General features: G+C 66.0%; 18 protein-coding genes. 16 read left to right on the top strand and 2 right to left on the bottom strand.

Annotated elements, in window-relative coordinates; translation table 11 throughout:
* The first annotated feature begins 571 nt into the window (after positions 1-571).
* Complete coding sequence (locus IOC69_RS11555) at positions 572-2,386, top strand: IlvD/Edd family dehydratase (protein ID WP_290543706.1); 1,815 nt, start codon at positions 572-574, stop codon at positions 2,384-2,386.
* Positions 2,387-2,459: 73 nt separating this feature from the next.
* Positions 2,460-3,383, top strand: coding sequence for an aldose epimerase family protein (locus tag IOC69_RS11550; RefSeq protein ID WP_290543705.1), 924 nt, complete (start codon positions 2,460-2,462; stop codon positions 3,381-3,383).
* A 7-nt stretch (positions 3,384-3,390) separates the two neighbouring features.
* Here the strand turns inward: IOC69_RS11550 and IOC69_RS11545 are convergent, their stop codons facing one another.
* Complete coding sequence (locus tag IOC69_RS11545) at positions 3,391-5,559, bottom strand: primosomal protein N' (RefSeq protein WP_290543704.1); 2,169 nt, start codon at positions 5,557-5,559, stop codon at positions 3,391-3,393.
* Positions 5,560-5,613: 54 nt separating this feature from the next.
* Here IOC69_RS11545 and pabB point away from each other — a divergent pair, with 54 nt between their 5' ends.
* From pabB to lpdA, 14 genes are all read left to right on the top strand, one after another.
* Positions 5,614-6,954, top strand: coding sequence for an aminodeoxychorismate synthase component I (pabB, locus tag IOC69_RS11540; protein WP_290543703.1), 1,341 nt, complete (start codon positions 5,614-5,616; stop codon positions 6,952-6,954).
* The gene (locus IOC69_RS11535; RefSeq protein ID WP_290543702.1) at positions 6,951-7,514 is read left to right on the top strand and encodes an aminodeoxychorismate/anthranilate synthase component II; all 564 of its coding nucleotides are present in this window, start codon (positions 6,951-6,953) and stop codon (positions 7,512-7,514) included. Before pabB ends, IOC69_RS11535 begins: the two co-directional genes overlap by 4 nt.
* The gene (locus tag IOC69_RS11530) at positions 7,511-8,377 is read left to right on the top strand and encodes an aminotransferase class IV (protein ID WP_290543701.1); all 867 of its coding nucleotides are present in this window, start codon (positions 7,511-7,513) and stop codon (positions 8,375-8,377) included. The genes IOC69_RS11535 and IOC69_RS11530 overlap by 4 nt, the downstream gene beginning before the upstream one ends.
* A 30-nt stretch (positions 8,378-8,407) precedes the next feature.
* Positions 8,408-9,058: a fructose-6-phosphate aldolase gene (gene fsa, locus IOC69_RS11525; RefSeq protein WP_290543700.1), complete on the top strand. Its 651-nt coding sequence runs from the start codon at positions 8,408-8,410 to the stop codon at positions 9,056-9,058.
* A gap of 138 nt (positions 9,059-9,196) precedes the next feature.
* Entirely contained in the window at positions 9,197-10,288 is a 1,092-nt protein-coding gene (gene zapE, locus IOC69_RS11520; protein ID WP_290543699.1) for a cell division protein ZapE, read from the top strand.
* Positions 10,289-10,420: 132 nt separating this feature from the next.
* Positions 10,421-11,383, top strand: coding sequence for a malate dehydrogenase (gene mdh, locus IOC69_RS11515; protein ID WP_290543698.1), 963 nt, complete (start codon positions 10,421-10,423; stop codon positions 11,381-11,383).
* Between the two features lie 27 nt (positions 11,384-11,410).
* Positions 11,411-12,580: an ADP-forming succinate--CoA ligase subunit beta gene (gene sucC / locus IOC69_RS11510; protein WP_290543697.1), complete on the top strand. Its 1,170-nt coding sequence runs from the start codon at positions 11,411-11,413 to the stop codon at positions 12,578-12,580.
* 54 nt (positions 12,581-12,634) lie between these two features.
* On the top strand, positions 12,635-12,919 hold the full coding sequence (locus tag IOC69_RS11505) for a hypothetical protein (RefSeq protein WP_290543696.1): 285 nt from the start codon (positions 12,635-12,637) through the stop codon (positions 12,917-12,919).
* Positions 12,858-13,277 (top strand): PIN domain-containing protein, encoded by a 420-nt coding sequence (locus IOC69_RS11500; RefSeq protein WP_290543695.1) that lies wholly within the window; start codon positions 12,858-12,860, stop codon positions 13,275-13,277. Before IOC69_RS11505 ends, IOC69_RS11500 begins: the two co-directional genes overlap by 62 nt.
* An 82-nt stretch (positions 13,278-13,359) precedes the next feature.
* On the top strand, positions 13,360-14,235 hold the full coding sequence (gene sucD / locus IOC69_RS11495) for a succinate--CoA ligase subunit alpha (RefSeq protein WP_290543694.1): 876 nt from the start codon (positions 13,360-13,362) through the stop codon (positions 14,233-14,235).
* Between the two features lie 200 nt (positions 14,236-14,435).
* Positions 14,436-17,393, top strand: coding sequence for a 2-oxoglutarate dehydrogenase E1 component (locus IOC69_RS11490; RefSeq protein WP_290543693.1), 2,958 nt, complete (start codon positions 14,436-14,438; stop codon positions 17,391-17,393).
* Between the two features lie 12 nt (positions 17,394-17,405).
* Positions 17,406-18,623 carry a 2-oxoglutarate dehydrogenase complex dihydrolipoyllysine-residue succinyltransferase gene (gene odhB / locus IOC69_RS11485; protein ID WP_290543692.1) on the top strand — a complete coding sequence of 406 codons (1,218 nt, stop codon included), beginning with the start codon at positions 17,406-17,408 and terminating at the stop codon, positions 18,621-18,623.
* 22 nt (positions 18,624-18,645) lie between these two features.
* Complete coding sequence (locus IOC69_RS11480) at positions 18,646-19,395, top strand: SDR family oxidoreductase (protein WP_290543691.1); 750 nt, start codon at positions 18,646-18,648, stop codon at positions 19,393-19,395.
* A gap of 13 nt (positions 19,396-19,408) precedes the next feature.
* Positions 19,409-20,797 (top strand): dihydrolipoyl dehydrogenase, encoded by a 1,389-nt coding sequence (gene lpdA / locus IOC69_RS11475; RefSeq protein WP_290543690.1) that lies wholly within the window; start codon positions 19,409-19,411, stop codon positions 20,795-20,797.
* Positions 20,798-20,947: 150 nt separating this feature from the next.
* On the opposite strand, the gene IOC69_RS11470 is transcribed toward lpdA, so the two are convergent.
* The gene (locus IOC69_RS11470; RefSeq protein WP_290543689.1) at positions 20,948-22,276 is read right to left on the bottom strand and encodes an FAD-binding oxidoreductase; all 1,329 of its coding nucleotides are present in this window, start codon (positions 22,274-22,276) and stop codon (positions 20,948-20,950) included.

Genomic DNA, 22,276 nt, shown 5'->3' with positions numbered 1-22,276 from the left:
GTGCTCCCGCCAAAGCTTTTGGCTACTCTCAAAGACGCATGCGATACGTTGTTTCCTAACAGCCCCAGGTTACCCCAGGACCCGCAAGAACACACGCCGCCTGCGTCTCTCTTTCTCTCTTCACAATGTCAATCAGCAACGGGAACTCGCGTCCCCAAAACCTCAACCTGACCACAGGCGCAGGAACCTCCGGATCCCCTTTTCAGGACATCCGGCAGCCACGCCAGCTTGTCAGCTTTCGGCAGAAAGGCATGCCGCGCCGCAGCGCCGCGCCCCTCAGTGATGGGGTGTATATGGCGAGCCCCTGCGAACTGTCAACACCGGAAAACGTCAAATCTTCAAAAAAACGATAAGTGAATGAATTGTAACAGTCATCAGTGCGTCATGAAGGTCAGAGGTCATCGCGGTCAGGAATTGGAAATCGGGACGTGCTCCGGCGGGTCCAAACCCGTCCGGACGGTCAAGAACCTTCCTCCCCGTCCGGAACAGGCCCTTCCCGCCGGCCCATTCACGCCCTCCGCAACGTGCTTACCATGGACGCACCGGGGATCCCCCTGTAAATATCGGACGATTGGAGGATCCCATGGCAAACACCCCGCAGAAGCCGCTCAAATACCGTTCCCAGGCCTGGTTCGACAATCCGGCCAATGCCGACATGACCGCGCTCTATCTTGAGCGTTATCTGAACTTCGGCCTCACGCGCTCGGAACTGCAGGCTGGCAAGCCGGTCATCGGCATCGCCCAGACGGGTTCCGACCTCTCGCCCTGCAACCGCGCCCATGTGGATCTGGTGAAGCGCGTGCGCGACGGCATCTATGAGAATGGCGGCATTCCGCTGGAATTCCCCATCCACCCCATCCAGGAAACCGGCAAGCGCCCCACCGCCTCGCTCGACCGGAACCTGTCCTACCTCTCGCTTGTCGAGGTGCTCTATGGCTATCCGCTGGACGGCGTGGTGCTGACCATCGGCTGCGACAAGACCACGCCCGCCTGCCTGATGGCGGCGGCGACGGTCGACATTCCGGCGATCGCGCTCTCGTCGGGCCCGATGCTCAACGGCTGGTACAAGGGCCAGCGCACCGGCTCCGGCACCATCGTGTGGATGGCGCGCGAGAAGCTGGCAACGGGCGAGCTCGACTACGAAGGCTTCATCGAACTGGTCGCCACGTCCGCGCCCTCCACCGGCTTCTGCAACACCATGGGCACGGCGACGACCATGAACTCGCTCACGGAGGCGCTTGGCATGTGCCTTCCCGGCAATGGCGTCATCCCCGCGCCCTACCGCGAGCGCGGGCAGATGGCCTATGCCACCGGCCGCCGCATCGTCGACATGGTGAAGGAGGATTTGACGCCGTCCAGGATCATGACGCGCCAGGCCTTCGAGAACGCCATTGCGGTGAACACCGCCATCGGCGGCTCCACCAACGCGCCGAACCACCTGAACGCGATCGCGGCCCATCTCGGCATCGAGCTCACCGTGGCGGACTGGGAGAAACACGGCTATGATCTGCCGCTGCTTGTCAACCTGCAGCCCGCCGGCGAATACCTCGGCGAGGACTATCACCGCGCCGGCGGCGTTCCCGCCGTGGTGGCGGAGCTGATTGGCGCGGGCAAGATCCACGAGGACTGCGTCACCGCCAATGGCAGGACCATCGGCGAAAACTGCAAGGGCCAGTATTCCTGGGACCGCGCGGTGATCCGCGAGTTTGCAAAGCCCATGAAGGAGCACGCCGGCTTCAAGCGCCTGACCGGCAACCTCTTCGACAACGCCATCATGAAGACCTCCGTGATCTCGGAGGAATTCCGCCAGCGCTATCTCTCCAACCCCACGGACCCCAATGCCTTCGTGGCCAAGGCCATCGTCTTCGACGGTCCGGAGGATTACCACGCCCATATCGACGATCCGAAGCTCGGCATCGACGAGAACACCATCCTGTTCATCCGCGGCGTCGGTCCCCTGGGCTATCCGGGCGCGGCGGAAGTGGTCAACATGCGGGCGCCGAATTACCTGCTCGAAAAGGGCATCCGCTCGCTGCCCTGCGTGGGCGACGGCCGCCAGTCCGGCACGTCGGGCTCGCCCTCGATCCTCAATGCCTCGCCCGAGGCGGCGGCCGGTGGCGGCCTCGCCATCCTCAAGAACGGCGACATGGTGCGCATCGACCTCAACAAGGGCGCCTGCGACATGCTCGTGGCCGAGGACGAGCTGAAGCGCCGCCGCGAGGAGCTTGAGAAGAACGGCGGTTACCAGGCGCCGCCGAGCCAGACGCCCTGGCAGGAAATCTTCCGCAAGGAAGTGGGTCAACTCGACGGCGGCATGGTGCTGAAGGGCGCCACCAAGTTCCGGCGCGTCGCCAAGACCATGGGCCTGCCGCGCGACAATCACTGACACCGCTGTTCCTCTCCCCCGGTCTGTGCACCGGGGGAGAGGAACAGATTGGAACAATCGAGGAGCCCTTCCCATGCTCGAACTGAACAGCGGCCAGATCCGCGCCCGCTTCACCACGCTGGGCGCGCGGCTCGTGGCGCTCGATTTCGCCGGCGCTGACGTGATCATGGGCGGCGGCACGGATTCGGACATTCTCGCAGGCGACTGGACCACGGGCGCCGTGGCGGGCCGCATTGCCGGCCGCATCACCAATTCCCGCATCAACATCGACGGAACCGAATATCCGCTGGTCCCCAACACGGGTGCCCATCAGCTCCATGGCGGGCCGGATAATTTCTCGGTTCGCCACTGGAACGTTCAGTCCACGGAGAATGCTGTTCGCTTCAGCCTCCACTCGCCCGATGGCGACCAGGGCTATCCGGGCGCACTCGATGTCACCGCCACCTACGCCGTGAACGGCGCAACCCTCTCGCTCGACTTCGCGGCGCGCACCACGAAGCCCACGACCGTCAACCTCACCAACCACACCTATTGGAATCTGTCCGGCGGCGCGCGCAACGCCTTCGCCCACGAGATCGAGATCCTCGGCTCGCACTATCTTCCCTTGAGCGCCGGGCTGCTGCCGTCCGGCGAGATCCGCGACGTCACCGGCACGCGCTGGGACTTTCGTGAACTCCGCAAGGTCAGCGGCGTCTATGACAATTGCTGGGTGCTGGACGGCCCGCGCGGCACGCTGAGGCACGGCCTCACGCTGAAGGACCCGGTCTCCGGCCGCACCATGGAGGTGTGGACCACGGAGGCCGGCATGCAGATGTACACCGCCGAACACTGGAACGAGGGCTTTCCCGGCAAGACAGGCCCCTTGCAGCAATACGCCGCCATCGCCATCGAGCCCCAGAACTTCCCCGACGCCCCGACGCACGCGAACTTTCCGAGCGCCCTGCTGCGGCCGGACGACGTCTATCGCCACCGCATGGAGTGGCGGTTCTCCGTTTAACTTCCCCTCACAAGAAATTATACGGGTCCACATCCACCTGCAGCGCCAGCGAACCCTTCGGCTTCACGTCCTTCAGCCACAGCCGGAGAAAGGCCTGCAGGTTCGCCTCGCGCTTCGCCTTCACCAGGAAGCGGACGCGGTGGCGGCCCCGCACCATGGCGATGGGGGCGGCGGCAGGCCCCAGCACGGCGATACCGTCCGCCAACGGAGCAATCTTCCCGAGGTTCCGCGCGAAGCGTTCCGTTTCCGCGGCGTCCGCGCCGGACACGATGATCGCCGCCAGCCGCCCGTAAGGCGGAAGCCCGGCAGTCTCGCGGATCGCCTTCTCCTGGTTGAGGTAGGAATCGCGGTCGCCCCTCTTCAGCGCCTGCATCAGCGGGTGTTCGGGCAGATAGGTCTGCACCAGCGCGCGGCCGGGCTTGGCGCCGCGGCCCGCACGCCCCGCCACCTGCGCCATCAGCGCCCAGGTGCGCTCAGCCCCGCGCGGGTCGGATGATTCCAGGGCGAGGTCGGCATCGACCGCGCCCACCAGGGTGAGGTGCGGAAAATGATGCCCCTTGGCCACCAGCTGCGTGCCGATGACGAGGTTGAACTGCCCCTTCTCCACGTCGCGGATCGCATCGCGCAGCAGGAGCCCTCGCGACAGATCGCTGGAGAGAACGGCGATGCGCGCTTGCGGAAAGCGCGCGGCAGCCTCCTCGGCCAGGCGCTCGACGCCCGGCCCCACGGGCGCCATCTTCCCCTCGGCGTGGCAGCCCGGGCAGTCCTTGCGGCTCGGTTCGAGGTGGCCGCAGTGGTGGCACATCAGCTGGCGCCGGAAGCGGTGCTCCACCAGCGAGGCCGCGCAGTTCGGGCATTCGAGCCTGTGGCCGCAGGCGCGGCACAGGGTCAGGGGCGCATAGCCGCGTCGGTTGAGAAAGAGGAGCGCCTGGTCGCCCTCCTCCAGCGCCGCCTTCACCGCGTCGAAGAGCGGCGGTGAAATCCACGTGCCGGGCTCTGGGGCGACGCGCTTCATGTCGATGAGCCCGATCTCGGGCAACTCCGGCCGCCCGTGCCGGCCGGTGAGCCGCACCACGCCGTAGCGGCCGCGGTCGACATTCACCAGGGTTTCGAGCGACGGTGTGGCGGACGAGAGCACCACGGGGAACTTGCCGATCGATCCATAAAGCACAGCCATGTCGCGCGCGTGATAGGGAACGCCGTCGTCCTGCTTATAGGCGTTCTCGTGCTCCTCATCGACGACGATCAGTTTCAGCTTCTTCCACGGCAGGAACAGGGCCGAGCGCGCGCCCACCACGATCCGCGCCGTGCCATCGGCCACGCCGCGCCACACCCGCTCGCGCTCGCGCGGGCGCAGGTCCGAGTGCCATTGCGCGGGCTCGGCGCCGAAGCGCCGCTCGACGCGCGCGAGGAAGGGCTGCGTGAGCGCGATTTCGGGCAGCAGCAGCAGCACCTGGGCGCCGGACGCGAGCGCCGCCGCCATCGCCTCGAAATAAACCTCCGTCTTGCCCGAACCGGTGACGCCGTCGAGCAGCATCACCTTGTGCTGGCGCTGGGCCACCACGGCGCGGAGTTCCGCGGCAGCCGCCAGCTGATCCTTCGACAGCGCGTAGCCGCCGGCATTGAGATCCGGCGGAGGAAAGGGCCTCAGCGCGGGCAATGCCACCGCCTCAAGCGCGCCATCCCTGGCCAGCGCCCTGATCACCGGGATGCCGGCGCCGGCGGCCTCGGCCAGTTCCGCGGCGCGCATGGCGAAGCCTTCGCGGGCCACCTCCAGCACGCGGGCACGCTGCGGGGTCATCCGTTTCGGCGCCTGCCCGGTTGCGCGGTAGGCCAACTGCTCGCGGGGGCCTTCGAGGGCGCGGGGCGAGCGCAGCACCATGCGCAGCACGTTTCCCGCGGGTTCGAGATAATAGGCCGACAGCCAATCGACGAAGCGCCGGTGCGTTTCGGGCAGCGGCGGCATGTCGAGGACGTGAGCGACATCACGCAGCTCTTTGCCGGTCTCCGCCTTGTCCTTCAAGGCCCAGACCACGCCGATCGTCTGACGCGGCCCCAACGGCACGATGACGTAGCTCCCCGGCTCCAGCGCCATCCCGTCCGGCGCCCGGTAGGAATAGGGGCCGTCGAGCGCCAGCGGCAGCAGCACCTCGGCTATGGCGGAATCGCGGCTCATCCCGTCTGAAATAGACTTGGGGCCTGCTCGCTTCCACTCTTATATGGCCCCGCCATGAGGGAACCCCACGCCAGAGAGATCGTCTGCCTGGAGCCGTCCGCACTCGCCCTGCGGCTGAAGGGCGAGCGCCACCTCACGCTGCTCGAGAGCGTCATGCGCTCGGAGCATCTGGGGCGCTATTCCTTCCTCGCCTGCAACCCGGCGGCCACCATCGAGGTGAACGCCAGAGGCGCCTTCTTCAACGGCGTGCCGCTCGCCGGGAGCGCGCTGGCCCTGATCGACCGCATCCTGTCGGAGAACCGCCGGCGCCACATTGCGGGCCTGCCGCCCTTCCAGGGCGGTCTCGCCGGCTACATCTCCTATGATTATGGCCGCCGCCTCGAACCGCATGCCAGAATACCGGACTTCTCACCCGTCTGCCCGGACCTGATGCTGCATCACTTCGATTGCGTGGCCGCCTTCGATCACATGCAGGAGCGCGCCTGGATCATTTCGGAGAGCCCGGAGCGCGCGGACGAGATGGAGGAGCTGCTGCGCCGCCGCCCCAGGGTCGCGGAAGGCCACGTCATCGAGGGCTGGCAATCGAACTTCACCCGCGGGGATTACGAGAAGGCTGTCGCGCGCACGGTCGACTATATTCTGGCGGGCGACATTTTCCAGGCGAACATCACGCAGATGTTCTCGGCACCCATTCCGCAAGGCTTCGATCCGTTGGGCTTCTACCACGTGCTGCGGCGGAAGAACCCCGCCACCTTTTCCGCCTACATGGATTACGGGTCGGTCCAGATCGCCTCATCGTCGCCCGAACGGCTCTTGCGCTGTGACGGCGCCGCCGTCGAGGCCCGCCCCATCAAGGGCACGAGACGGCGCGACACGGACCCGATGCGCGATGCGAAGCTGATCGCCGACCTGACGTCCAGCCGCAAGGACCGCGCCGAGAACGTGATGATCGTCGACTTGCTGCGCAACGATCTCTCGCGCGTCTCCAGGCCCGGCACGGTGAAGGCGCCGGTGCTCTGCGGGCTCGAGACCTATGCCAATGTCCATCACCTCGTCTCGGTCATCACCTCCGAGATGAAGGACGGGCACGGCATCGGCGATCTCATCGGCGCCACCTTCCCCGGCGGCTCGATCACCGGCGCGCCGAAGATCCGCGCCATGGAGATCATCGCGGAGATCGAGCAGGCCCCGCGCGGCGTTTATTGCGGCGCCATCGGCTATATCGGCTTCAATGGCCGGACGGATTTGAACATCGCCATCCGCACCGCGCAGTTTTCGAACGGCGTCGCCCGCGTGCAGGGCGGCGGCGGCATCACCGCGCGCTCCGAGCCTGCCGCCGAATACGAGGAGAGCATCACCAAGATCAGGCGCGTCATGGAGGCCTTCCGGCCATGATCCTGATCGTCGACAATTACGACTCATTCGTCCACAACGTGGCGCGCTATTTCGAGGAGCTGGGCCAGCGCACGCGCGTGGTGCGCAATGACGGGGTGACGGCGCGGGACCTGGGCGCCGCCAGGGCCATCGTGATTTCGCCCGGCCCCTGCACGCCCACCGAGGCGGGCCAGTCGATGGCAATCATGCGCGACTGCTCGGGCAAGCTCCCCATCCTCGGCATCTGCCTCGGCCACCAGGTGATGGGCGAGGTTTTCGGCGGCCTCGTCACGCGGGCCAAACGCCCCATGCATGGCGAAAGTTCCGAGATCAACCACGACGGCCAAGGCATCTTCGAAGGCCTGCCGCAGCGCTTCTCGGCCGGGCGCTATCATTCTCTGATCGTGGAACTGGAAGGCCGCGGCACACCGCTCATCGTCACGGCGAGGAGCGACGAGGGCGAGATCATGGGGCTGCGCCATGCCAGCCACCCGACTTATGGAGTACAGTTCCACCCCGAATCGATCCTCACCGAGGGCGGCTACGACATGCTGCGCAATTTCCTGAAGGCGGTGGAATGAGCCGCACCTGGTTCAACGGCGCCCTCGCCGAGGGGCCGCTGGCGGTGGAGCGCGGCGAGCGCGGCCTGCTGCTGGGCGACGGGCTGTTCGAAACCATCCTCGTCCTCAACCGCACGGCGCTGTGGGGCAACATGCACTTCGCGAGGCTCGAGGCCGCGGCGGGGGAACTGGGCCTTGGCTTCGACCGCGGCATGCTGGATGATGCGGTGGAGGAGATCCTCGCCGGCATCCCCAGGCTTCACCACGTGCTGCGCGTGACGCTGACCCGCGGCGCCGCGGCGCGAGGACTTGCAGCGGCCGGCGGCTGCTCCAGTCTGCTCCTGATGCTCGATGCCTTCGATCCCGCCATGATGCTGAAGTCCGTGGCGCTGTCGTCAACCGCGATCCGCCGCAATCCGGCCAGCGTCTCCTGCCGGTTGAAGACGCTGTCCTATATCGACAACATCGCGGCAGCGCGGGAGGCGGCGGGCCGCGGCGCCGAAGACGCGCTGATGCTGAACACTGCGGGCCATGTCGCCTGCACCACTATCGCCAATGTCTTCCTGCTCAGGGGCAAGGCCCTCATAACCCCGGCCCGCGACCAGGGCATCCTGACGGGCGTCACCCGCCAGACCCTGCTGCACTCCGCCGCCCATCTGGGGCTGAAGCCCGAGGAACGGGTGGTGAGGCCGGAGGAACTGAAGCACGCTGACGCCGTCTTCCTCACCAACAGCCTGCGCTTCATCAGGCCCGTCACGGCGCTGGACCGGGAGCCGCTGGCGCAGGCCGATCTCGGCCCCCTCGTCCAGTCCCTTTGCGAGACGGCGCGGCTCCAATGCGGCCATGACCCGCGCATGGTTGATTTGGCCAGGGCCGGGCGGTAAGGCTCGGCCCAAGCAAGAGGGACCGCCGCCATGAAATTCTTTGCCGATACCGCCGACGTGAAGGACATTACGGAGCTCAACGATCTGGGCCTCCTTGATGGCGTGACCACCAATCCTTCGCTGATCGCCAGGTCCGGCCGCAACTTCAAGGACGTGATCGCGGAGATTTGTTCGATCGTCGAAGGCCCGGTCTCCGCCGAGGTGGTCTCGCTCGACTATGAAGGCATGATGCGCGAGGCCAGGGGCCTGCGCCAGATCGCCTCCAACGTCACGGTCAAGGTGCCGCTGACCCTCGACGGCCTCAAGGCCTGCAAGGCGCTCGCCTCGGACGGCTGTATGGTGAACGTCACGCTGTGCTTTTCGGCCATCCAGGCGCTGCTGGCCGCCAAGGCCGGCGCCACCTTCATCTCGCCCTTCATCGGCAGGCTGGACGACATTCACCTGGACGGCACGGACCTGATCGCCGAGATCCGCCAGATCTATGACAATTACGCCTTCGACACCGAGATCCTCGCCGCCTCCGTGCGCACCGCGCTGCATGTGAAGCAGGTGGCCCTGATCGGCGCCGATGTCGCCACCTGCCCGCCCGCCGTCATCAAGTCGCTGGTCAAGCACCCGCTGACCGACAAAGGCATCGAGCAGTTCCTGGCCGACTGGAAGAACACCGGGCAGACGCTGTAAGGCGCGGCCTTTGGTGCGACGCACACTCCCCTGTTTCCGTCACCCCGGCGAAGGCCGGGGTCCAGCTTCGGGCATCGACCCTGTGGAAAGCTGGATCCCGGCCTTCGCCGGGATGACGGCCTCAGGAGGTGGGATGTAATGACCCCCATCTTCGCCGAATACGACCGCCGCCGCGACGCAGGCCTCATCAAGGCCGATGCCGCCCAGCGCGCTGTTGCAACGAGGCTGGATCAACTCGCCACCGAGCTGACGGCACAGGCCCCGCACACCGGCCTCCTCGCGCGCTTCAGGAAGCCCTCAGCCCCGCCCAGGGGCCTCTACATCCACGGCGAGGTCGGCCGCGGCAAGACCATGCTGATGGACCTCTTCTACGAGACCGTCGACTTCGCCCCGAAGCGCCGCGTGCATTTTCATGCCTTCATGCAGGACGTGCACAAGCGCCTGCACGCGGCGCGGCAATCGCACGCCCGGGACGCCATCGCCCCCGTCGCCAGGGCGCTGGCGAAGGAAGCCCGCCTGCTGTGCCTCGACGAGATGCAGGTCGCCGACATTGCCGACGCGATGATCGTCGGCCGCCTCTTCGAGGGCCTGCTGGCCGCCGGCACGGCGATTGTCACCACCTCGAACCTGAGCCCTGACCAGCTTTACCGGAACGGCCTCAACCGCCAGCTCTTCCTGCCTTTCATCGCGCTGATCAGGGACCGCCTGGACATCGTCCCGCTCGAAAGCCCGACGGATTACCGCCTTGGCCGCGTCAAGGCGCACGAGACCTTCCTCACCCCCATTTCGGCCCAGACCGACGCCCGCCTGCAGGACCTGTGGCTGCGCCTCACCGACACCGACCGCGGCGAGCCCCTGGACATCGACGTGCTCGGCCGCAAGCTGCATGTGCCCCAGGCCGCCCATGGCTGCGCGCGCTTCAGCTTCGCCAAGCTCTGCGAACAGCCGCTGGGCCCGCCGGACTACCTCGCCCTGGCCCGGAATTTCCAGGTCCTGTTCCTTGAGCACATCCCCGCACTGGGGCCGGAGAGCCGCAACGAGGCCAGGCGCTTCGTGCTGCTCATCGACACGCTCTATGACGGGAAGGTCAGGCTGGTGGCGACCTCCGCGCAAGCCCCGGAGGGTATTTATCCGGCGGTCGATCACGCCTTCGAGTTCGGCAGAACCGTCTCGCGCCTCAAGGAGATGCAGTCGGCCTCCTGGTGGGGCAAAAAAATCGCCGAAACTTGACGTTTTAGTCAGATTTCTCGTCCGAAAGGACTAGGCCGCCGTCTTGAAGGTGATAGATATCGGGTTTACACCAACGTCTCTTTTGCACTGCAAAACGACCTGACGGCACGGCCTTCAAGAAGGAACTCCAACATGGCTCGGAAGAAAATCGCTCTGATCGGCGGCGGCATGATCGGGGGCACGCTGGCGCATCTGGCGGCGCTGAAGGAACTTGGCGACATCGTCATTTTCGACATTGCCGAGGGCCTGCCGCAGGGCAAGGCGCTGGACATCGCCCAGTCGGGCCCGGTGGAGGGCTTCAATGCGGAGCTGTCGGGCGCCAATTCCTATGAGGCCATCGCCGGGGCCGACGTCTGCATCGTGACGGCGGGCGTCCCGAGGAAGCCCGGCATGAGCCGTGACGATCTCCTGGGCACCAACCTCAAGGTCATGGCTTCGGTGGGTGCGGGCATCAGGCAATACGCCCCCGATGCCTTCGTCATCTGCATCACCAACCCGCTCGACGTCATGGTCTGGGCGCTGCAGAAGTATTGCGGCCTGCCGCCCCACAAGGTGGTCGGCATGGCGGGCGTGCTGGACTCCGCGCGCTTCCGCCACTTCCTCGCCGAGGAATTCAGTGTCTCCGTCCAGGACGTGACGGCCTTCGTGCTCGGCGGCCACGGCGACACCATGGTGCCCCTGATCCGCTACTCGGCGGTGGCCGGCATTCCGGTGCCGGATCTCATCGGGATGGGCTGGTCCACACGTGAGAGGATCGACAAGATCGTGCAGCGCACGCGCGACGGCGGCGCGGAGATCGTCGGCCTGCTGAAGACCGGCTCTGCCTATTACGCACCCGCCGCCTCGGCGATCGAGATGGCCGAGAGCTACCTGAAGGACAAGAAGCGGCTGCTGCCCTGCGCGGCCCACCTCACCGGCCAGTACGGCGTGAAGGACACCTATGTGGGCGTTCCCGTGGTGATCGGCGCCGGTGGCGTGGAACGCATCGCCGAGATCGGCTTGAGCGACGAGGACAAGGCGGGCTTCAGGAAGTCGGTCGATGCCGTGCACGGCCTGATGGCCGCGGCGAAGACCATCGCCCCCGACCTCGCCTGATGCGCACGTAACGCGAGGAGCGCGCCAATGAACATTCATGAATATCAGGCCAAGGAAGTCCTCCGCGGCTTCGGCGTCGCCACCGGCAAGGGCCTTCCCGCCTTCACCGTGGAAGAGGCCGTGAAGGCCGCCGAAAAGCTGGGCGGCCCTGTGTGGGTCGTGAAGTCGCAGATCCACGCCGGCGGCCGCGGCAAGGGCGGCGGCGTCAAGGTGGTGACGTCCATCGACGGCGTGAGGGCCGAGGCCGGGCGCATGCTCGGCATGACGCTGGTCACCCACCAGACCGGCCCCGAAGGCAAGCTCGTGCAGCGCCTCTACATCGAGGAAGGCACGGCGATCGCCCGCGAACTCTATCTCTCGATCCTGGTTGACCGCGAAACCTCGCGCGTCGCCTTCATCGCCTCCACCGAAGGCGGCATGGACATCGAGAAGGTGGCGCATGACACGCCGGAGAAGATCGTCACCGTGCAGGTCGATCCCGCCGCAGGTTACGCGCCCTATGTCGGACGCCGCATCGCGTCCGCCCTCAGGCTCGAGGGCGAACAGGTCAAGCAATGCGTGAAGATGATCGGGCAGCTCTACAAGGCCTTCACCGACAAGGACATGAGCCTCTTGGAGATCAACCCGCTCGTCGTCACCAGGGACGGCAACCTGATCTGCCTCGATGCCAAGATCAACTTCGACTCCAACGCGCTCGACCGTCATCCCGAGATCAGGGAACTGCGCGACCTGACGGAAGAGGATCCGAAGGAGATCGAGGCTTCGAAGTTCGACCTCTCCTATGTGGCGCTCGACGGTTCCATCGGCTGCATGGTGAATGGCGCGGGCCTCGCCATGGCGACCATGGACATCATCAAGCTCTATGGCGCCGAGCCCGCCAACTTCCTCGATGTCGGCGGCGGCGCCACCAGGGAAAAAGTGGCCGCAGCCTTCAAGATCATCACCGCCGACCCGAAGGTCAAAGGCATTCTCGTCAATATCTTCGGCGGCATCATGAAGTGCGACGTGATCGCCGAGGGCGTCATCGCCGCGGTGCAGGAAGTGGGCTTGCAGGTTCCGCTCGTCGTCCGCCTCGAGGGGACCAATGTGGACCTGGGCAAACAGATCATCCGCGACTCCAAGCTCAACGTCATCCCCGCCGACGATCTCGACGATGCCGCATCCAAGATCGTCAAAGCTGTGAGGGAGGCGGCTTGATGTTCCACGTAATTTCACATATCCTATGTGAGACTGTGTGGGAGAAAGCCCGCGATGCCCAATATCACGCTGGCCATGGACGAAGAATTGCTGGCGGCGGCGCGCGCCTTCGCCAGGGCGGAGGGCACCACGCTCAACGCGCTGGTGCGGAAGCTGCTCGCCGGCGCCATGGCAAAAGAGGCCCAGCGGGAAGAGGCGCGGCTTGGCTTGATCGAATTGATGAAGTCATCCGCCGGGCGGTTGCCGGACGGCTTCAAGATCGACAGGGATGAAATCTATGGCGGCCCGCTGCTTCCTCGACACAAACATCCTGGTCTACGCCGCGGCCGGAAGAGATAAGTATCCGCATGAGCACGCCGTGGCGAGCCGCATCGTGGCTGAAGGCGCCTATGCGATCTCGGCTCAGGTGCTGGGCGAGTTCTATCATGTCATCAGGCACCTGCAGCATGAAGCGCTTGACGTGACCCGCGCCCAGGAGTGGGTTCGCCGCCTCCGGGCCTATTGCGAGGTGGACGTCGATGCGGCTCTGATCGGCGCCGCGGCCTTCGTGCGTGAGCGCTTCAAGATCCAGTTTTGGGACGCCGCGCTGATCGCCGCGGCGCAACGGCTCAAACTGCCGGTTCTCTATTCGCAGGATATGAGCCATAGGCAAAAATATGGTTCGGTCACCGTCATCAATCCATTCGGGGCGGCGTAAGCAATGAGTCACCACATTTTTACCGTCGGGGAAACGGTGCCCGCGCCTCGCATGCCGATCAATCGCAGCTTCAGAGAACAGCATGTCAATTCTCGTTAACCGCGGCACCAGGGTCATCTGCCAGGGCATCACCGGCAACAACGGCACCTTCCACACCGGGCAGGCCATCGCCTATGGCACGCAGATGGTGGCGGGCGTGACACCGGGCAAGGGCGGAACCACCCACATCGGGTTGCCGGTGTTCGACACCGTCTGGGATGCCAGGCAGGCCACGGGTGCGGATGCCTCCGTGATCTATGTGCCGCCGCCCTTCGCGGCGGATGCCATTCTCGAGGCCATCGACGCCGGGATCCCGCTCATCGTGTGCATCACCGAAGGCATTCCGGTCCTCGACATGGTGAAGGTGAAGCGCGCGCTCACGGGCTCCAGGTCCCGCCTCATCGGGCCGAATTGCCCGGGCGTGCTCACGCCCAACGAATGCAAGATCGGCATCATGCCGGGCAATATCTTCAGGCAAGGCTCCGTGGGCATCGTCTCGCGTTCCGGCACGCTCACCTATGAGGCGGTGTTCCAGACCACGCAGGAAGGCCTCGGCCAGACCACGGCGGTCGGCATCGGCGGCGACCCCGTCAAGGGCACCGAATTCATCGACATGCTGGACATGTTTTTGGCCGACGACGCGACGGAATCGATCATCATGATCGGCGAAATCGGCGGCTCGGCCGAGGAAGACGCGGCGGAATTCATCGCGAAGTCCAGGAAGAAGAAGCCGATGGCCGGCTTCATCGCCGGCCGCACCGCGCCGCCGGGCCGCCGCATGGGCCATGCCGGCGCCATTATCTCCGGTGGCAAGGGCGGGGCCGAATCCAAGATCGAGGCCATGAAGCGCGCCGGCATCGCGGTGGCGGATTCGCCCGCTTTGCTGGGCAAGACGCTGGTCAGGAAGCTGCAGGGCTGATTGATGCACACAGAACCGGTGGCACTCGCCTCCTCGTCCTCTCCCGCAAGGCGGGAGAGGAAGGGGCCCCATGCGCAGCATGGGGGAGGTGAGGGGCCGCTGACTCCGAACGTGGTTCCCCTCACCTATCCCACCGCTTTCGCGGCGGGCCCCTTTCCTCTCCCGCTCCGCGGGCGGGGACCCTTCACGAGGATCATGGGATGAACAAGACCGATCTCACCACTGCCTTCGAGCAAACCTCCTTCCTCTATGGCGGCAACGCCCAATATATCGAGCAGCTCTACGCCAAATATCTGGAGAACCCCGCCGCCGTGGACCCGCACTGGCGGCAATTCTTTGCCGGGTTGGAGGACAGCGCGGCGCAGGTGACCGGGCCATCATGGCAGCGCAAGGACTGGCCCAAGGCTGAATCGGGTGATCTCATATCCGCACTTGACGGCAACTGGCCCATCGCGGCGCCGCCCGCCGCCAAGCCCGCCAAAGGCGCCGCGCCCGAAGCCGCGGCCCCGGCGCTCCCCGCGGATGACGTGCGCAAGGCGACGATGGATTCCGTCCGTGCACTGATGATGATCCGCGCCTACCGCATGCGCGGCCATCTCGCGGCCGATCTCGACCCCCTGCGCCTGAAGGAGCCGGCAAGCCATCCTGAGCTCGACCCCGCCACCTACGGCTTCACCGCCGCCGACATGGACCGCCCGGTCTTCCTGGACAAGGTTCTGGGCCTCGAACGCGCCACCATCCGCCAGATCACCGGCATCCTGAAGCGCACCTACTGCGGCACGCTGGGCGTCGAGTTCATGCACATCTCGGACCCGGAGCAGAAGGCCTGGATTCAGGAGCGCATCGAGGGTGCGGACAAGCCGATCAGCTTTACCGGGAACGGCAAGAAGGCCATCCTCAACAAGCTCATCGAGGGCGAGGGCTTCGAGCAGTTTCTGAACGTCAAATACACCGGCACCAAGCGCTTCGGCCTCGATGGCGGCGAAGCGATGATTCCCGCGCTCGAGCAGATCATCAAGCGCGGCGGCCAGCTGGGCGTCAAGGAAATCGTGCTGGGCATGGCGCACCGCGGCCGTCTCAACGTGCTGGCCAACGTGATGTCCAAGCCCTTCTCGGCCATCTTCCACGAGTTCAAGGGCGGCTCCTCGACGCCTGACGAGGTCGAGGGCTCGGGCGACGTGAAATATCATCTCGGCTCATCCTCCGACCGCGTGTTTGACGACAACACCGTTCATCTCTCCCTCACCGCCAACCCCTCGCACCTCGAGATCGTCGATCCCGTCGTGCTCGGCAAGGCGCGCGCCAAGCAGGACCAGCGCGGCGACAAGGAGCGCAGCTCGGTGCTGCCGCTGCTGATCCACGGCGATGCGGCCTTCGCGGGGCAGGGCGTGGTGGCGGAATGCTTCGGCCTTTCGGGGCTCCGCGGCCATCGCTGCGGCGGCTCCATCCACTTCATCGTCAACAACCAGATCGGCTTCACCACGGCGCCGCACTGGTCCAGGTCCTCGCCCTACCCCTCGGACGTCGCCAAGATGATCGAGGCGCCGATCTTCCACTGCAACGGCGATGATCCGGAAGCCGTCGTCTACGCCGCCAAGATCGCCACCGAGTTCCGGCAGAGGTTCAAGAAACCTGTCGTCATCGACATGTTCTGCTACCGCCGCTTCGGCCACAACGAAACGGACGAGCCGGCCTTCACCCAGCCGCTGATGTACAGGCGCATCGCCAGCCAGCCCACCGTGGTGACGCTTTACGGCAAGCGCCTCATGGATGAAGGCGTGCTCTCGCATGACGAATTCGACGCGATGAAGGCCGCCTACCGCAGGACGCTGGACGAGAACTTCACGGTCGCCGAAAACTACAAGGCCAACAAGGCCGACTGGCTCGACGGCCGCTGGGCCGGCCTCAGGGCCGCGAAGGACCATGAGGAGCCGCGCAAGGGCGACACCGGCGTGCCCGTCGCAACGCTGAGGGAAATCGGCCTCAAGCTCACCCGGACGCCGAAGAGCTTCAAGGTCCACCGCACCATGCAGCGCGTGCTCGACGCGCGCCGCAAGATGATCGGGGACGGCACGGGGCTGGACTGGGCCATGGCGGAGCACCTCGCCTTCGGCTCGCTGCTGCTGGAGGGTTTCCCCATCCGCCTCTCCGGCCAGGACGTGCAGCGCGGCACCTTCTCGCAGCGCCACGCCGTGCTCGTCGACCAGGAAACCGAGAAGCGCTACACGCCGCTCAATCACCTGGCGAAGGACCAGAAGGTCAAGATCGACGCCATCAACTCCATGCTCTCGGAAGAGGCGGTGCTGGGCTTCGAATATGGCTACTCGCTGGCGGAGCCCAACACGCTCACCATCTGGGAAGCCCAGTTCGGCGACTTCGCCAACGGCGCCCAGGTTGTGTTCGACCAGTTCATCTCCTCGGGCGAACGCAAGTGGCTGCGCATGTCGGGCCTCACCGTGCTGCTGCCGCATGGCTATGAGGGCCAGGGGCCGGAACACTCCTCCGCCCGCATGGAGCGCTATCTGCAGATGTGCGCCGAGGACAACATGCAGGTGGCCAACGTCACCACGCCCGCCAACTACTTCCACATCCTCAGGCGTCAGCTGAAGCGCGACATCCGCAAGCCGCTGGTGATCATGACGCCGAAGTCGCTGCTGCGCCACAAGCGCGCCACCTCGCCGCTCTCGATGATGGACGCGGGCGCCACCTTCCACCGCCTGCTGTGGGACGATGCCGAGATGCTGCCGGGCGAGGCAATCAAGCTGAGGCCCGACGGCAACATCCGCCGCGTCATCCTGTGCACCGGCAAGGTCTATTACGATCTCTACGAGGAGCGCGAGAAGCGCGGCCTCGCCGATATCTATCTGCTGCGCATCGAGCAGCTTTACCCCTGGCCGCACAAGGCGCTCATCAACATCCTGTCACGCTTCAAGGGGGCCGAGTTCGTGTGGTGCCAGGAAGAGCCCTACAACATGGGCGCCTGGAGCTATGCGCAGCCCAATATCGAGCGCGTGCTCGATTTCATCGGCGCGAAGCGCGCACGGCCCCGCTATGTGGGCCGCGCGGCTTCCGCCTCCACCGCAACCGGCCTGATGAGCCGGCACCTCAAGGAACTGCGCACCTTCCTCGACGAGGCGCTGGGCGAGAACAAGGCTTAAGGGACAGAGAACATGGCAAAGGAAATCCGCGTTCCGGCTCTGGGTGAATCGGTCACCGAGGCGACGATTGCGAAGTGGTTCAGGAAGGCCGGCGAAGCGGTGAAGGCCGACGAGCCCCTCGTTGAACTTGAAACCGACAAGGTGACGGTCGAAGTCCCGGCGCCGGCCTCGGGCAGGCTCTCCTCCATCTCCGCCGAACCGGGCGTCACGGTGAATGTCGGCGCCCTTCTCGGCATGATCGAGGAAGGCGCGGCCGGCGCCGCCTTGTCGAAACCCGCCGAAGCGCCGAAGAGGGCCGAAGCCGCGGCGCCTGCCAGGGCCGCGGAGCAGACGCTGTCGCCCGCCGTCCGCAAGATGGTGGAAGAAAACAAGATCGATGCCGCCGCCGTTTCCGGCACCGGCAAGGATGGCCGCCTCACCAAGGGCGACGTGATCGCGCATCTCGAAAAGCCCGCTGCGCAAGCCAGGCCGCCGGTTATCCCGGCAACGCCCGCCCCCGCCGCCCGCACGCCTTCGGCTCCGCCGGATGCCGCGCGCGAGGAGCGCGTGAAGATGTCGCGCCTGCGCCTCACCATCGCGCGCCGCCTGAAGGATGCGCAGAACACCGCCGCCATGCTCACCACCTTCAACGAGGTGGACATGACGGCGGCCATGGCGCTCCGCAACCAGTACAAGGACCTGTTCGAGAAGAAGCACGGCGTGAAGCTGGGTTTCATGAGCTTCTTCGTGAAGGCCTGCATCCAGGCGCTGAAGGAAATCCCGGCGGTCAATGCCGAGATCGACGGCGACGACATCGTCTACAAGAACTTCTACAACATCGGCGTGGCCGTGGGCACCGACAAGGGCCTCGTCGTCCCCGTGCTGCGCGACGCCGACATGCTGTCCTTCGCCGGCATCGAGAAGACCATCGCGGAATACGGCAGGCGCGCGCGGGACGGCAGCCTGCAGATCGCCGACATGCAGGGCGGCACCTTCACCATCTCCAACGGCGGTGTTTACGGCTCGCTGATGTCGACGCCCATCCTCAACGCGCCGCAGTCCGGCATCCTCGGCATGCACAAAATCCAGGAACGCCCCGTGGTCGTCAACGGCCAGGTGGCGATCCGCCCGATGATGTATCTCGCCCTCTCCTATGATCACCGCATCGTCGACGGCAAGGAAGCCGTCACCTTCCTGGTGCGCGTCAAGGAAAACCTCGAAGACCCGCAGCGGATGATTCTGGACCTGTGAGGGCATCAAGGAGAGGACCTGCATGACCGACAAGATCGCCATCGTCACCGGCGGCAGCCGCGGCATCGGCAGGGCCGCGGCCCTCAAGCTGGGCGCGGCCGGCTACACCGTCGTCGTCAACTACGCGGCCAACGCCGCCGCCGCTGACGGGGCGGTCGACGCCATCGCCGCCCAAGGCGGCAAGGCCGTGGCCATCAGGGGCGACGTCGCGAAGGAGGCCGACATCCTCGCCCTCTTCGCCGCAGCCGACAAGCTCGGCCCGCTCAAGGTGCTGGTCAACAATGCCGGCATCATGGACCGCCAGAGCCGGCTTGACGAGATGAGCGCCGGGCGCCTGACGCGCCTCTTCGACATCAACATCCTCGGCGCCTTCCTCTGCGCGCGCGAGGCGGTGAAGCGCATGTCGAGGAAGCATGGCGGCAGCGGCGGATCGATCGTCAATCTCGGATCCGCGGCCTCCGTGCTGGGCGCGCCGGGGCTTGGCGTCGAATATGCCGCCAGCAAGGGCGCCATGGACGTCCTCACCATCGGCCTTGGCCGCGAGGTCGCCGCCGAGGGCATCCGCGTCAACGCCGTGCGCCCCGGCATCATCGACACCGAGATTCACGACAGCTCCGGCATTCCCGGCCGCGTGAAGATGATGCGCGAGCACATCCCCATGAAGCGCGAAGGCACGGCGGACGAGGTGGCGGACGCCATCCTGTGGCTGTGCTCGGACCAATCCTCCTATGTCACCGGCTCCATCATCCCCGTGGCCGGCGGACGCTGCTGACAGGAACAACACCATGGCGAACCAGTTCGACGTCACCATCATCGGCACCGGCCCCGGCGGCTATGTCTGCGCCATCCGTGCGGCCCAGCTGGGGCTGAAAGTGGCGGTGGTCGAAAAGCGCGCCACCCACGGCGGCGCCTGCCTCAACGTCGGCTGCATTCCCTCCAAGGCGCTGCTGCATGCCTCAGAGCTCTACGCCGGGTCGAAGCACAGCTTCGCCAGGATGGGCATCAGGGCCGAGACGTCGATCGACTTCCCCAGGATGATGGGCTTCAAGCAGGAGGCCATCGACGGCAACACCAAGGGCGTCGACTTTCTGCTGAAGAAGAACAAGGTCACGGTGTTCCGCGGAACCGGCAAGATCGCCGGGCCCGGCACGGTGACGGTCGGCAATGACACGATCGAGACGAAGAACATCGTCATCGCCACAGGCTCGGACGCAGCGAAGCTCAAGGGCATCGAGATGGACGAGAAGCAGATCGTCTCCTCCACCGGTGCGCTGATGCTGGAGAAGGTTCCGGCCTCGATGGCCGTCATCGGCGCGGGCGTCATCGGCCTCGAGCTGGGCTCGGTCTATGCCCGCCTCGGCGCGAAGGTCACCGTCATCGAATACCTGGACCGCATCCTGCCGGGCATGGACCTCGACGCAGCCAGGAATTTCCAGCGCATCCTCCAGAAGCAGGGCTTCGCCTTCCGCCTGTCCTCAAAGGTCACGGGGGCCGTGAAGGCGAAGGACAAGGTCACCCTCGCGGTGGAGCCTGCCGCGGGTGGCGCGCCTGAGCAGATCGAGGCCGAAGTGGCGCTCGTCGCCGTCGGCCGCACGCCCTACACCGAAGGCCTGGGTCTCGACGCCGCGGGCGTTAAGCTTGACAATCGCGGACGGGTGGAGGTGGACGACCGCTTCCAGACCAGCGTTCCCGGCATCCATGCCATCGGCGACGTCATCCGTGGCCCCATGCTGGCCCACAAGGCGGAGGACGAAGGCATCGCACTCGCCGAAATCCTGGCGGGCCAGGCGGGCCACGTGAACTATGGCGTCATCCCCGGCGTCGTCTACACCAACCCGGAAGTCGCGGCCGTCGGCAAGACCGAGGAGGAGCTGAAGGCGGAAGGCGCGGACTACAAGGCCGGCAAGTTCCTGTTCCTCGCCAACGGCCGCGCCAAGGCCAACCAGACGACGGACGGCTTCGTGAAGGTTCTGGCCGACGCCAGGACCGACCGCGTGCTGGGTGTTCACATCGTCGGCCCCATGGCCGGCGAACTGATCCACGAGGCCGCCGTGCTGATGGAATTCGGCGGCTCCGCGGAAGACCTCGCCCGCACCTGCCACGCGCACCCCACGCTTTCGGAGGCGGTGAAGGAAGCGGCCATGGCGGTGGCGGGCCGGGCGATACATTCCTGAGGTAATTGGCGTCATCCCGGCGCGCGAACGCCTCATCAGACAACTCACCTTCGCCGGGCATGACCCGGCGATCCTTTTCACCCGCCATGGAAGAGGATGCCCGGGTCGACCCCGGGCAAGGTGAGCATTCCCGTGTGGGCGAGTGCCGCGCTACAGCCCCGTCGAAGGACGCGGATTGCTGCCGTCGAAGAACCGCGCGTGGCGGAACGGCGAGGGGTCAACACACGGCGTCTCCCCCGTCACGATCTCCGCCATCAGCTTGCCGGCGCCCGGGCCAAGCCCGAAGCCATGGCCCGAGAAGCCGGTGCACAAATGGAAACCCGGCAGCTTCTCCACTTTCGAGATGATTGGCGCCGCATCCGGCAGCGCGTCGATGGCGCCCGCCCAGCGCTCCGCGATCTTCATGGGCCTGAACACCGGATAATATTCCTTTAGCGCAGCCGCGGCCCTGTCCAGCACGTCGGTCACCGGTTCGGGATCGAGAATGCGCACCTCTTCGAAGGGCGAGACCTCATCCAGCGCCCAGCGCCGCTTCAGCCTGGCCTCCTCGATGAAGCGCTTGCCGAGGCGCAGCCGCAGGCCCTTCCAGTCGAGCATCAGTGCCGGCAGGAATTCGCGGAACAGCCGGAACGAGTCCGGCACGATGTCAGCCACCGAGAAATGATTGTCGGTGATGGTGTAGCCGCCGTCCATGCGCTTCCTGAAGGTGAAGCCGCCGCCGGAGCAGGTCCGCGTCAGCCCGGTGTCGATAGGCGCGGTGCGCATCACCGAATTGACGACGGTGAGCTGCGGCAGCGAAATGCCGAGGTTGTGGCAGAAGCGCCGCGACCATGCGCCGCCCGCCAGAACCACGGTATCGCAGGCGATGGCGCCCCTCTCCGTGACCACCGATGAAATGCGGCCACCCGTCGTCTCCAGCCCGCGCACCGCGCAGTTGGTGAACAGCTTGCCGCCCTTGCGCATGAGCGCCTCCGCCATCAGCGGCACGGCCACGAAGGGTTCGGCGCGGCCGTCGTCAGGCGTATAGAGCGCACCCTTCCAGGGCCTGGTGCAGCCGGGCTGAAGCGCGTTGGCTTCCCGTCCGCCGATCATGCGCGTGGCGAGCCCGGCGGGCTTCGCGATCTTCTCGCACCAGCCGTTCCTGGCGGCCAGCTGCCCGTCCGTCTCGCAGAGATAGAGGATGCCGCAGCGGGTGAAGCCGGTCTGGCCTTCGACGCGCGCGTCCATGCCGTCCCAGATATTCATCGCCACCTGTATCAGCGGAATCTCGCGGGCATCGCGCCCCATCTGGCGGCACCAGCCCCAGTTCCGGCCCGACTGCTCGGCGGCGATCTCGCCCTTTTCCAGCAGCGCCACGTCGATGCCGCGCTCGGCCAGTTCAAGGGCCGTCGACACGCCGGCAACACCGCCGCCGATGACGCAGACTGCGGCCTGTTTGGGAAGCTGTGAACTGGGCTGGACGAGCCTGATGCCGGGCAT

Origin of the sequence: Aestuariivirga sp. (genome assembly GCF_020252405.1) — a bacterium.
In the GTDB taxonomy this organism is placed as follows: Bacteria; Pseudomonadota; Alphaproteobacteria; order Rhizobiales; family Aestuariivirgaceae; genus Aestuariivirga.
The sequence above is the reverse complement of the archived record's forward strand: the minus strand, read 5'-3'. Positions and strand labels throughout refer to the sequence as shown.